Genomic DNA, 12,408 nt, shown 5'->3' with positions numbered 1-12,408 from the left:
AAAACGCGGTCCCCGGATGAATATCTGAGGACCGCGTTTTTCCATTGAATGCGTGTATTCCGGAAATAGACGCATCATTTATATATTTCAGAATATTCTTACTGAAATTTATACTGTTGTCTGTGGCGTGTCTTCTTTCGATTCCTCATCTTTGAACGTTGCGGCAATACGTATAAACTCCTGTTCAATGGTGAGAAAAGTTTCGACGACTTCGGGATCGAAATGTTTGCCATCCCCTTCGAGAATGATGGCTTTGGATTTCTCATGGGAAAAAGGCGGCTTGTAGTGGCGTTTGCTGATGAGTGCGTCATAGACGTCTGCCAGGGCCATGAGTCGTCCGGAAAGTGGGATATTTTCTTCTGCAAGTCCGAGAGGGTAGCCAGAACCGTCCCATTTTTCATGATGGGTATAGGCGATTTCCCCTGAGAGATCGAAAAATTCTTTTTCATCTTGCCCACGGCTCGCATTCTCTACGATTTCTTTGCCGAACACCGTGTGTTTTTTCATCTCTTCAAATTCTTCAAAGGTGAGTTTGCCGGGTTTTAAAAGGATATGGTCCGGTACGCCGACTTTTCCGACATCATGTAATGGTGCGGAATGAAAAAGGAGATCAATAAATTCATTGGTCAGTTCCGGTCGATTGCCGCGTTTCGCTAATTCTGTAGCCAAGGCCTTAACATAATGCTGGGTACGTTTGATGTGCCCACCTGTTTCAGGGTCACGTGTTTCGGCAACCGCGGCCATTGCTTCCAACGTTGTTTGTCTGGCCCGGGAGAATTGTTTGAGACGAATATAGGCCAAGCGACGCTCTCGCGCATACAGAAGGAGAGATAGGATTAAAAGCAACACAAACGTTGTTCCAAACTGGCCAGACATGGGGAGCAACACGCCTTGAGCAAAAAAGAAAAATACACTCAGCACAGGAAAGAGGAGGCAGAGAAGAAGGGCTCCTGTTGCAGCCCATCCCGGACCTACAGAAACAAAAAGGAATGTCACTAACAGTCCTGTCACAAGCGTCGTTAACCCGGTATACGTCGTCTTCCATACCGGTGTCCGATAGGTTTTTCCGGATAAAGCATTTTCCGTAAGAATTGCATGCGTTAAGGCACCTGGAAGCTCTGGGCTCACCGGGGTATGATGCAAGTCGTTGAGACCCGCTGCCGAACAGCCTAGAAAGACGATTTTTCCTTGCAGTGTCTCCGGGGGGATTTCTCCGGTCAGGATACGCACGACAGAGAGTCTTTGGGGACAGTGTTCTCGATTCGGAAACGCGATGACCGCCATACCGGTTGCATCAACAGGAATACGTGTCTCGCCGATGACGAGGAGAGGACCGAACATGTCACTATCGATGGATATCGAATTTTGACCAAGCGCTTGCATTAATGTGGCAAGCGTGAGGTTTGGATACCATGCGCCGTTGTATGCAATAAGGAGCTGCATTTTGCGCAACATCCCATCACTATCCAGGCGCGTATTAATGAAGCCATACCGGGTGAGACCGGCTTGAATCTTTGGAGTATTGCAGAGCACACCAGATGCCTCAGGAGGCGATATGAGGTCCGTTTCACCGGTTACGTGCAATGGCGTTGGCGTGCATTCCACAACCGCGTTGTAGAGGTCGAAATACATGAAGATCGCGCCAACAGCTCCTGTTCTGTTAAAAACGTAACTTAAATATGCATCGTTGTCGTCAAGCCCCGGTGGGACGCCCTGGAATTGCAGGTTGAGGTCAAACTCTTTTTGAAATGCCTTTTGGATAGTGAGCAAAGAGGTCTGATCTGGCTCCGGGAAGATAATATCGAGGCCTATGGCGGTCGATTTGGCTTCGGCGAGAGTATTCATTACAGCCGCTATTCTATATCTGGGCCAGGGCCATTGACCGATAGAAACGATACTCTCTTCGTCTATATCAGCCATAATGGCCTGGTCCATTGAAGGATGTTGTGCACCGCCAAGACGAATAAAAGCATCGTGGACGGCATTATCCATCGTGATGACCGGAGGGAGGTTGCGCCATGCTAAAAATGCGAGAAGCGCAGACACAACGGCCCCCGTTACTATCACGGCCAGATTGGAAAGAAGTCCGAATGACCGTTTTTTCTGCCAGATGGAATCAAGCACAGCGTGACTTCTGAATTACTTAACGGATAAAAACTTCCACACGCCTGTTCTTCGGCTCGGACACACCGTCGGCTGTTGGAATGAGTGGGTCGTTTTCACCATGACTGAAGATGTACATGCTTTTTTCGGGGACTCCATCTTTCATAAGCAATGCTTTCACGGTTTCGGCGCGACGAAGTGAGAGCTGCAAGTTGTAATCTTTTTCCCCCATCGCGTCCGAATGACCGATGATGCTCACTTCAGGAGCCGGTTTGGCAAGGATTTCTTTGGCTATCCCCGGAATTTCCTTCAGAGATTCCGGCTTGAGCGTTGTTTGGTCTGAATAAAAATAGAGTAAACGACTGATGGGAGGCTGTGGTTCTGCTTGGAGAGCTTCGCCGAAAACCTTTTCTATTTTGGCGGTCGACATCGTTTTTACTGCATCCGGACGCTCTGAACTTCCAACTTCAGTATAGCCGTTTGCGGTGGAGATATGTTCCGAGGCTTGGGCGCCCGTAACTTCAATTTCACCTACGGTCCCGTTCTCGTCTGGTAACAAGACGACCGTTGTTTTCGCACACGCACTCAGAAACAATACCATGACCAGTGTCATAATGATCCGCATATCCATTCTCCCTACTGAACTTTGACCACAAATTTTGTTCCTCGAACACCGACCGTCGCTTTGGGTGTACGGAATGAAACGGATTTCGGATCCAGTTTGCCGAGTTTTCCCGAACTGTATACGGCGGAACCTTTTTTCAGGAAAACATCAAAAGCGTACTGTTTTTCCAGAGGGTTGAATGTATACTGTGCGACCGTCATTTCAGACGATTCTCCCATGCCGATTCGTGTTCCATCAATAAAGGTAAATCCAACCGAACCATCGCTTTTTGTTCGGATGATGTCACCCTTTTGGAGTTTGTCCCCGACAACCGGAACAAATGTTGTGCCTTTGCGTTCCACATCAACATCGCCCGCCACATCCTTCATCGTGGCTACATGATCTTGAGCTAAGGCCGAAGTGGCCAAAGCAGCCAAAAGCACGATGCTCGTTATGAAAATTCTCATTATTTTCCCTTCCATACTTCTGCTCCTCTTCACAATCTTGCAAAACTTGTTGGAAAACACCTCTTTTCCTCAATAGAGAGTATATTGTATGATTTGTCACCTGAACAGCTAGAGATTGTCAATACGATATGTACGTATTTCAATGCGTTCCTAACCATCTTGAATACCAGGCACTACAAGTACAATGGGTCATTTACCGTGGTGCGTTGTTGTAGAGCTAAAGATATTAAGAGATGTATTGGGTTATTTTTTACATTTTTCAGAAAAAAAGCTGAAAATTCGGTCTTTCCAACGGGCAGACGTTGACATGGGGATAGGGCGTAGGTATTTTTTATTATCTCGCACTGTCTGCATACGGCCGGGACTCTTTGGGTCGAGCCGGTCGGCCAGAGGGCCTATATTTCGTTTCTGTCCACTCCCTTCTGCTGGGCCCGTTTCAGGCCGGTGTCGCCTTTCTGAAGTCCGTCGCTTCCAGCTCAATGCTCAAACGAGAGGTGACTCCCCTTGGCATTTATTTCCTCAGATAAAACGTTTTACGATTTTCGTATTGAACGAGATCGCAACGAATGCATTGATTGCCAGGTCTGTGTTCGCCAATGTTCCTATGGCGCACATTATTGGGACGAAAATCGTCAATGCGTCCGACATGACAATTCCAAATGTATTGGTTGTCATCGTTGTGCTGCATTGTGTCCGACCCAATGTTTAACAATTCGAGAAAATCCAAGCACGTTTCGACCCAACGCCTTATGGCGATCCGTTTTCATTAAAAATGTTTACAAACAGGCAAACTCCGGAGGCGTGCTGTTGGCCGGTATGGGGAGTCCTGTCGATATTCCCATTTATTTCGACAGTCTTCTTCTCGATGCGAGTCAGGTGACGAACCCGTCAATTGATCCGTTGCGGGAACCAATGGAGCTCCGCACATTTCTTGGAAGTAAACCCACGCGACTTTCGTTTGAGCGTACAGATAATGGCCCCAAACTGACAACCAGATTGAAGCCGCAAATTCAACTTGAAGTGCCGATCATGTTTTCAGCCATGTCGCTTGGCTCCATTAATTACAATTTGCATAAAGCTATGGCGCGAGCGGCAACGGAACTTGGGACGGTTTACAATACGGGTGAAGGGGGGTTGCATCGATCACTCTACGAATACGGACCGAATACCATTGTACAGGTGGCTTCAGGGCGTTTTGGTGTCGATCGCGAATATCTCAATGCCGGGTGTGCTATAGAAATTAAAGTTGGACAAGGAGCCAAGCCAGGCATTGGTGGGCATCTTCCCGGCGAAAAAATCAATGATTTGATTTCGCAGACGCGCATGATTCCTCTTGGATCAGACGCCATTTCTCCCGCACCACATCATGATATCTATTCCATTGAAGATCTCCATCAGCTTATTTACGCGCTCAAAGAAGCCTCGCAATATCGTGTGCCGGTCAGTGTTAAAATTGCTGCGGTTCATAACGTTGCAGCGATTGCGTCGGGAATTGTTCGTGCTGGGGCCGATATTGTAGCGATTGACGGAATGCGTGGTGGTACCGGGGCCGCGCCGGCTATGACGCGAGACAATGTCGGTATTCCCATTGAACTGGCATTGGCTGTCGTGGATCAACGTCTGCGTGACGAAGGGATTCGCAACGATGCTTCCGTTGTCGCTGCGGGAGGCATTCGTTCGAGTGCCGATGTCATCAAGGCCATCGCACTTGGTGCAGATGCTGTCTATATCGGAACGGCAGCGCTTTTGGCTGTAGGATGTACGCTCTGTGGGCGTTGTTATACCGGAAAGTGCCCGTGGGGTATTGCCACGAACGAGGCTTCATTGGCTAAGCGCCAGAACCCGGATGTGGCGACAAAGAAATTGATCAACCTGGTACGGGCCTGGGGACATGAAATTGAAGAAATGCTCGGCGGCATGGGACTTAATGCTATTGAAAGCCTGCGGGGGAATCGCGAAAAACTGCGCGCCGTGGGGTTGAACCAGGTTGATCTTGATACGCTCGGTGTCAAACCGGCGGGAAGGTAGACGTATGAAAAAAGTCCATCCCATAAAAGAGGTTTGTATAGGGTGTCATCTGTGTGAAATCGCTTGTGTCACAGCACATTCTCAAAGTGGCGATATCGTTATCGCCTGGCGTGAGGAGCGACGACAGGGGTTGATTGAGTCGTGCCGGCACGTTGTACACAAAGGCCCGGTATGCGTGGCTTTGAGTTGTCGTCATTGCGAGGAACCGGCATGTGTCGCAACATGTATTTCCGGTGCCTTGACCAAAGACCCCGTCTCCGGACGCACCGAATATGATGCAAGTAAATGTGTCGGGTGCTGGTCGTGTCTCATGGCGTGTCCTTTCGGAGCTATCCAACGTCATCCCACACGGAAATGTATTGTCAAATGTGACCTCTGTGCTGGTCGAGAAACTCCTGCATGCGTTGAAGCATGCCCAAACATGGCGCTTGTCTTTGAGGATCGTTCCAAAAAGAAAGACTGATATTGCATGGTAATGCTTTCGCCGAATCTCGGCCTGCAACGCCTGCGAGGAGAAGATCGCTCATGAAAGCTCCCCTTCGTGATTACGACTTTCAAAAAGACATCGCCGGTTGTGGTGTCTTTGGTGTCATCGATAAGAAAAAGAATCGTATTCCGGGCTCTATGCCCATACAAGCCATGTGTACCATGCATGATCGTGGTAATGGGCTTGGGGGTGGGTTTGCAGCCTATGGAATTTATCCTGAACTTGCTGGAATGTATGCGTTTCATCTTATGGCCGATGATCAACATGGACTCGATCAAGCTGAAGAAATCTTAAAGCATTTCTTTAGAATTCATGAATCGCAGCCTATCCCGACACGGAAAACTTTGGCGATCGCCACCCCCCCGTTGGTCTGGCGTTTTTTTTTAAGTATGCCGGAGAGACGGCCGGAATGGGTGGAGCTGAGCGAAGAAGATTATATTGTTGCTGTAGTCATGCACATCAATACGCGCACAGGAGCATTTGTATTGTCCTCGGGGAAAAATATGGGAGCCTTCAAAGGCGTGGGATTTCCCGAAGACATTGCCGAGTTTTTCCGGCTGGATGAGTATAGTGCATATCTTTGGACCGGACACAATCGTTTTCCCACCAATTCACCGGGGTGGTGGGGCGGGGCTCATCCGTTCACCATCCTGGATTGGTCTATTGTTCATAATGGTGAAATCTCGTCCTACGGTATCAATAAACGGTATCTGTGCGAGCACGATTATGAATGTACACTGATGACCGATACGGAAGTCGTGGCGTATCTTCTTGATCTTTTGGTCCGAAAACATGGGCTGACGCGACGTGAAGCAGCCTGGGTCTTTGCGCCGCCGTTTTGGGATGAGATAGACCGTATGCCCGAACCACAAAAAAACGCATTTACGGCCTTGCGTTCTGTTTACGGATCGGCCATGCTCAACGGCCCCTTCGCCATTTTGGTGGCGGATTCGACATCGCTGATGGGACTGAATGATCGGATCAAACTGCGACCGCTCGTTATCGGAGAGCAGGGAGATCGGGTATTTATGTCGAGTGAAGAAAGTTCCATTCGCGATGTTCAACCCGATCTGGATCGTGTGTTCAATCCGAAAGCCGGTGAACCCGTCATTGTGGAAGTGGAGGGGTAGATGACCATGGATACTCTGTGCATCAATGCCAATGGGATAGGCTATCGCCAACTCAATGAACAGGTTCGTGAGGCTTTGGCCCGGGGAACGACGCATTTCGAGATAGATAATGTTTGCGGTCAGCGCTATATTGCCGCGGCTGCAACCGGTGATGCCGTGTCATTCCGATTGTGTGGAGTTCCTGGACAAGATATGGGTGCCTTTCTTGCTGGACCGTTTATTCGGGTTGAAGGCAATGCTCAAGACGGCGTGGGAAATACCATGGATGCCGGAACCATCGTCATCAATGGTTTGGCTGGTGATGTCCTCGGATATGCCATGCGGGGCGGACGAATTTTTGTACGAGGCGATGTCGGGTACCGTGTTGGTATCCACATGAAAGCCTATAAAGAAAAATGTCCGATCATCGTGGTAGGAGGCAAAGCCGGTGATTTTCTTGGCGAGTACATGGCCGGAGGGGCCATTATTGTACTCGGTATGTATTCCGGCAATCCCAACGCACCCCTTGCCGGGCGGAGCCTTGGGACGGGAATGCATGGCGGAGTCATCTATGTTCGAGGCACAATCGATCCGTATCAACTCGGACCAGGGCTTATCGCCGAGTCTGCGGATGAAAATGACCTTGCCTTTTTGGCGAAACATCTTGATGATTTCGCCAAAGAATTTGACGTTGATGCCAAAGAAATTCGAGCCGAGGGATTTTGCAGAATCAAGCCATTTTCGCATCGACCCTACGGCAATTTGTATGTTCCGACTTAGGATGTTTGCAAACCAAATATGTGATTACCGTTAAGGAGGATTCATGTTTTTTGAAAGTGTTGCTTACGCCATGGGAGGGGCGCCGGGTGGCGCCGAGCAAGGCAATCCGATTATGTCAATGTTGCCGCTTATTCTCATGTTTGTCATTTTCTATTTTTTGCTTATTCGTCCGCAGCAGAAAAAAGCCAAAGAACATAAGCAAACGCTGTCGAGCCTGAAGAAAGGCGACTTTATTATCGTCAGCGGAATCTATGGCCGCATTATGGAAGTAAGCGATGAAGTTTTGTCGGTTGACGTAGGAAACGGCAACCTGATAAATGTCAACCGCAATTTTGTTTCCGGTTTGGCCGAAAAACCTTCCATGCCGAAAGAGCAGCGTGGAAAGAAGTCCAAAGCCAAAGCTGTGGAAGCGCCTGCTGAACCGGCCAAAGAATCTGCTGACAAGGCTGCCGAAGACGACGCTTCCTAAGGTCTCATGCCGGGCATTTCACGCACACTCGCATTGATGGGAGTGCGTGTTTCTCATGTGATCAACCAAGCGCTCTCCAATCGTTTGATCGGAAGAGCGCTTGGTTTTGCCGTTGATGTCGGTGTTCCAGTTCGTGACACCTCATGCACCGCGAAGGAGCTAAAATGTCGAGCTTGCGTTGGCGCATCGCCCTTGTTGTTGTGATCGCCGTATTGGGAATTGTGTATACCTTGCCGTCGTTTCAAGCGGTTCGTGACTCGTCGCTTGGGGCCGTTTTACCTGAGGACGAAATCAATCTCGGACTGGATTTACGCGGAGGAATCCATTTGACGCTCGGCGTCGATGTGGACAAAGCTGTGGAAAATTCTTTGTCTCAAATGGGGCAGGATATTAAAGACCAAGCGAAAGAAGATGGCATTGCTTTGGTCCGGTTTACCCCGCAGAAAGATGACACGCTCTCTTTTTTATTGACCGATGCTTCCAAAAAAGGCGCGCTTGATACGGCCATTACAGAACGTTTCGGTAAAATTCTTCAGGTTGTTTCAGCAACACCCGAAGCGGATAACCGGATGCGTTATGTAATTGAATTTCTCCCGACCTATCGGCGATATGTCGCTGATTTGGCTGTGGACCAGGCCATCAAGACGATCCGGAACCGTATCGACCAGTTCGGAGTTGCGGAGCCGGATATTCGCCGTCAGGAAGGCAATCGTATTCAGGTTCAATTGCCTGGCCTGCAAGACCCGCAGCGTGCAATTGAGATTATAGGCAAAACCGCCCACCTTGAATTCAAGATTGTCAACGATAAGGTCGATCTCGCCAAAGCGCAGAAAGGTTTGCTTCCTCCCGGCACCGAATTGTCGGCCATTGTTACACGAAATTTGGATGGTACCACGACGGATCGACCGATTGTCCTGGATAAGGATACGGTCATGACCGGTGAATATATTTCCGATGCGAATGTCGGTTTCGATCAGTCGAACCAAGCCTATGTTTCTTTGACGTTTAGTCCCCGTGGAGCGCGGCTTTTTGAGCGTGTTACCGGAGACAATGTTAAGAAACGGATGGCTATTGTACTTGACGGAAAAGTCTATTCCGCTCCGGTCATTCAAGAAAAAATCGCAGGCGGTAGAGCCAGTATTACCGGGCACTTCACAACGGAAGAAGCCCGTGACTTGGCGATTGTGCTTCGCGCCGGTGCGTTGCCTGCACCCGTCAATGTGCTTGAACAGCGCAGTGTCGGTCCTTCCCTTGGACAAGAATCCATTGAAAAGGGTGTCTATTCGGCACTCGTCGGATTTAGCTTCGTTGTTATTTTCATGGTTATTTACTATCGGTTTGCGGGAATTGTGGCTGACGTTGCCCTCATTTTGAATATCATTCTTATTACTGCCGGCCTGGCTGCATTCGGCGCAACGCTGACATTACCCGGCATCGCTGGTATCATTTTGACCATTGGTATGGCGGTCGATGCCAACGTCCTCATCTTCGAACGTATTCGTGAAGAGGTGCGGCGCGGGTTGACCACCCGTGCTGCGGTGCAGGAAGGCTATAGCCGCGCTACGTTGACAATTCTTGATGCGAACATCACAACGGTCATTGCTGCGCTTGTCTTGTATGAATATGGAACTGGTCCTATTCGTGGTTTTGCCGTGACACTTATTTTAGGCACGATTGCCTCCATGTTTACGGCAATTTTTGTTTCTCGTGTCTTGTTCGATATTTGGCTCGGCATGAAGCAGCATAAAAGCTCTGCATTGAGTGTATAAGGCGTTTTCCATGCCCGGTGAGTTCGGGTATGTCTCTGTTTTGACGAACGCGATCGGAAAGACCGGTCGCGTTCGTCTTTTTTTATGCTAGAACAGGGATGCCATCATGTCTGGCATGATGCTTCCTCGTACTTCCTGGGGGCGACAAATCATGTGAGCACCATTGAAGCTCATGTTTTTCAACGGCACTTCGAATCTATCGGGAGGATACTATGCCGGTGACTATGACTTCCAGTACTGAATATCATGATGCCGTAGCGTACGCGCGGCATACCATGACGGGGCGTATGCTTGATTGGACTAATCAACCATCCGTCTACAAGATTTATCGCCACGTGCCACAACGTCCGCTGTCTTGGCCGAAACAATTGCCACATACCGGATATTTTGACTGTTTGCACCAGGCGCAGCGAAAACAGCCGTTCAACAGGGCTCTTGATGAAGAGACGTTGGCAGTACTTCTTGCTTCATCCGGAGGGATATCAGAGGTCCGTCCTGCACAAGGTGGTGAAATTCATTTACGAGTGGCACCTTCTGCCGGTGCTCTGTATCCTTGTGAACTCTATATTGCAGTCCGCAACGTGGCTGGAATCGAGCCTGGATTATATCATTACTTTGTTGCACAGCATACGCTCAGCAAACTTCGAAGTGGGGTGTTTACAGCGCAAGCCATGGGAATCGAAGGGAGGGCGGAGAATGCTGCCGCACTTGTTTTCGTTTCAACTATTTTTTTTCGCAGTGCGTGGAAGTACGATAAACGTAGTTATCGCTACCTCAACCTGGATAGCGGACATGTGATCGAGGCAATGGGGGCTGCTGCCGATGGTCTTCATGTTGGATGTACCCAGGATTGGGTTTTTGATGATGATGCAGTTCATCGGTTCCTTGGAGTCGATAGAACGCGTGAAGCCTGTCTTGCTATTATGCATCTCAATGCAAAGACAGCACACCAGGAGCGTGAAGAATCATCGGTTACCGTTGAATCGTCGCTGAGCGGGTTAAGTAAAGCCGCACCACAGGACGATACCCCAGAGGCGGTTTGGGCAATCCATGCGCTTACGTCGGCAACGGGAGCTGTCCGGAAAGAATTGGCAGAACCGAAGGTATCAGGAGACGCTTCATCCGATACGAATTGGCGAGCCCTGGATATTTTAGATGAGCGTCAAGTTGACGAGAAACCGCTTTTTGAGACTGTCATGTTGCGCCGATCCAAACGCAATTTTATTACGGAGACCGTAAGACGTGAGACATTTTCATTGCTGGCATCCTGTTTTGCTCAGCCGCTTTCCATGGCGAATGAGGAGTTTGTCACGTCACACATCGGCATTGCCATGGCGTTACAGTCTATTGAGGGGTGGCAAAATGGAATTTATTGGTTGGACACGAATCGTACTCATGCTCGACAAGCTGCGCATGGCAGTTTTGGTCCAGACATCGCCAAAGCGAGCTTGGAGCAAATGTGGCTGTCCAATGCAGCTCTTCTTGTTGGATTCTTTCTTCGTTCCGGAGAGATAGATAGGCATCTTGGACCACGGGGATATCGTGCCTGTATGATGGCGTGCGCAGAATTCGGCCATCGTCTCTATCTTGGCGCTACCAGTCTTGGTTTAGGAGCTTGTGGTATCGGGGCGTTTTATGATGAGGAAGTGGCGCGGTTTTATCACGCGCAATCGGGGGAACGACCTGCGTATATTGTTGCTGTTGGTCCGATCAAAAAATAGCGTACCAGCCGCAAAAAGCGGCCGGTACGCCCATGCAATGATTAGACACCGACATCCATACGAAATGGATTGAAGCTTGTGTTGTAGTCGTAATAGTCTTCGCGTTCGGCATTCTTCAAGAAACCAACAATAAGATAGGTCAGTGGAGTAAAGAGAATCTCGACCATGGTTTTGAAGATATAATTGGAAATAATGATCGTGATGAGAAGATCGGTGGAGAATACGCCCCAAAAAGCGATGACAACAAAAATGACAGTATCGACAAACTCTCCCGCGATGGTCGAACCGATAGTCCGTACCCAGAGAAATTTGCCTTTGCTCACGATTTTGAGCCTGGCCATGGCATAGGAGTTGACAAATTCTCCAAGAAAATAGGCAACAAGCGATGCAATGACGATGCGGGGTGTCAAACCGAGGATCGTTTCATATGCACTTTGATGTGGCCAGTCTGCTGCAGGAGGTAGTGCTCCGACAATCATGAGCACGGTCGACATGAGAAATGCGGAAAAGAAACCGAGCCAAATCACGCGACGGGACCGGCCATATCCGTACACTTCAGTCAGGATATCGCCAAAAATATAGCTCAATGGGAATAAAATCGTGCCACCATCGAAGGTGAACGAGCCCAATTCGAGAATTTTAGTTGAAGCAATGTTCGAGATCAGCAAGACGCTGACAAAAAAAACAGTGATGATGTCCAAGTATCTGAATTGTTTCATGAAAGTCCTCTTTCTTCGGAATGATGAAATACAAAACAGATAAATCTATTCTTTTTCTTATGCATTGGCAAGTGTACATAACACAGAGCAACATATGAGCATTCGTGTGATTCGTTTTCGTTTGTAATGCGGAAAGAAGTTGACGGGCGAGC

Annotated in this window: 11 protein-coding genes; 7 read left to right on the top strand and 4 right to left on the bottom strand. The window is 48.9% G+C overall.

Translation table 11 applies throughout. The features are described 5' to 3' along the window. Positions 1-108: 108 nt before the first annotated feature. Genes G451_RS0104920 through G451_RS0104910 form a run of 3 tightly spaced genes read right to left on the bottom strand, consistent with a single transcriptional unit; the run spans position 109 to position 3,189 of the window. Positions 109-2,124, bottom strand: coding sequence for a CHASE2 domain-containing protein (locus G451_RS0104920; protein ID WP_027183382.1), 2,016 nt, complete (start codon positions 2,122-2,124; stop codon positions 109-111). Between the two features lie 19 nt (positions 2,125-2,143). Then, complete coding sequence (locus G451_RS0104915; protein ID WP_027183381.1) at positions 2,144-2,728, bottom strand: OmpA family protein; 585 nt, start codon at positions 2,726-2,728, stop codon at positions 2,144-2,146. Positions 2,729-2,739: 11 nt separating this feature from the next. Further along, positions 2,740-3,189 (bottom strand): FecR family protein, encoded by a 450-nt coding sequence (locus G451_RS0104910; RefSeq protein ID WP_051261160.1) that lies wholly within the window; start codon positions 3,187-3,189, stop codon positions 2,740-2,742. 489 nt (positions 3,190-3,678) lie between these two features. Between G451_RS0104910 and G451_RS0104905 the strand changes: the two genes are divergently transcribed. The 7 genes from G451_RS0104905 (at position 3,679) to G451_RS0104875 (ending at position 11,537) form a co-directional block, all read left to right on the top strand. Beyond that, positions 3,679-5,202, top strand: a complete 1,524-nt coding sequence (locus G451_RS0104905) for a glutamate synthase-related protein (protein WP_027183379.1) — start codon at positions 3,679-3,681, stop codon at positions 5,200-5,202. A gap of 4 nt (positions 5,203-5,206) precedes the next feature. After that, positions 5,207-5,665, top strand: a complete 459-nt coding sequence (locus G451_RS0104900) for a 4Fe-4S dicluster domain-containing protein (RefSeq protein ID WP_027183378.1) — start codon at positions 5,207-5,209, stop codon at positions 5,663-5,665. Positions 5,666-5,727: 62 nt separating this feature from the next. Beyond that, on the top strand, positions 5,728-6,819 hold the full coding sequence (locus G451_RS0104895; RefSeq protein ID WP_027183377.1) for a class II glutamine amidotransferase: 1,092 nt from the start codon (positions 5,728-5,730) through the stop codon (positions 6,817-6,819). Next, a complete protein-coding gene (locus G451_RS0104890) occupies positions 6,820-7,578 on the top strand; it encodes a GltB/FmdC/FwdC-like GXGXG domain-containing protein (protein WP_027183376.1) in 759 nt (252 codons plus the stop codon). Between the two features lie 43 nt (positions 7,579-7,621). Next, on the top strand, positions 7,622-8,047 hold the full coding sequence (gene yajC, locus G451_RS27670) for a preprotein translocase subunit YajC (RefSeq protein ID WP_051261159.1): 426 nt from the start codon (positions 7,622-7,624) through the stop codon (positions 8,045-8,047). A 164-nt stretch (positions 8,048-8,211) separates the two neighbouring features. After that, positions 8,212-9,816 carry a protein translocase subunit SecD gene (secD, locus tag G451_RS0104880; RefSeq protein WP_027183375.1) on the top strand — a complete coding sequence of 535 codons (1,605 nt, stop codon included), beginning with the start codon at positions 8,212-8,214 and terminating at the stop codon, positions 9,814-9,816. Between the two features lie 212 nt (positions 9,817-10,028). Further along, a complete protein-coding gene (locus tag G451_RS0104875; RefSeq protein ID WP_027183374.1) occupies positions 10,029-11,537 on the top strand; it encodes a SagB family peptide dehydrogenase in 1,509 nt (502 codons plus the stop codon). Positions 11,538-11,578: 41 nt separating this feature from the next. Here G451_RS0104875 and G451_RS0104870 read toward each other — a convergent pair whose 3' ends face one another. After that, positions 11,579-12,256 carry a queuosine precursor transporter gene (locus G451_RS0104870; protein WP_027183373.1) on the bottom strand — a complete coding sequence of 226 codons (678 nt, stop codon included), beginning with the start codon at positions 12,254-12,256 and terminating at the stop codon, positions 11,579-11,581. Between the last annotated feature and the right edge of the window lie 152 nt (positions 12,257-12,408).

Source organism: Desulfovibrio inopinatus DSM 10711, assembly GCF_000429305.1.
Taxonomy (GTDB): Bacteria; Desulfobacterota; Desulfovibrionia; order Desulfovibrionales; family Desulfovibrionaceae; genus Alteridesulfovibrio; species Alteridesulfovibrio inopinatus.
This window is presented reverse-complemented; position numbering and strand designations above follow the sequence as displayed.

What these genes read in the sequence shown, in the direction of transcription:
- G451_RS0104915 (WP_027183381.1), bottom strand. Translation starts at nt 2,728, where the DNA reads ATGCGGATCATTATGACACTGGTCATGGTATTGTTTCTGAGTGCGTGT.
- G451_RS0104910 (WP_051261160.1), bottom strand. Translation starts at nt 3,189, where the DNA reads ATGGAAGGGAAAATAATGAGAATTTTCATAACGAGCATCGTGCTTTTG.
- G451_RS0104900 (WP_027183378.1), top strand. Translation starts at nt 5,207, where the DNA reads ATGAAAAAAGTCCATCCCATAAAAGAGGTTTGTATAGGGTGTCATCTG.
- G451_RS0104895 (WP_027183377.1), top strand. Translation starts at nt 5,728, where the DNA reads ATGAAAGCTCCCCTTCGTGATTACGACTTTCAAAAAGACATCGCCGGT.
- G451_RS0104890 (WP_027183376.1), top strand. Translation starts at nt 6,820, where the DNA reads ATGACCATGGATACTCTGTGCATCAATGCCAATGGGATAGGCTATCGC.
- yajC (WP_051261159.1), top strand. Translation starts at nt 7,622, where the DNA reads ATGTTTTTTGAAAGTGTTGCTTACGCCATGGGAGGGGCGCCGGGTGGC.
- secD (WP_027183375.1), top strand. Translation starts at nt 8,212, where the DNA reads ATGTCGAGCTTGCGTTGGCGCATCGCCCTTGTTGTTGTGATCGCCGTA.
- G451_RS0104875 (WP_027183374.1), top strand. Translation starts at nt 10,029, where the DNA reads ATGCCGGTGACTATGACTTCCAGTACTGAATATCATGATGCCGTAGCG.
- G451_RS0104870 (WP_027183373.1), bottom strand. Translation starts at nt 12,256, where the DNA reads ATGAAACAATTCAGATACTTGGACATCATCACTGTTTTTTTTGTCAGC.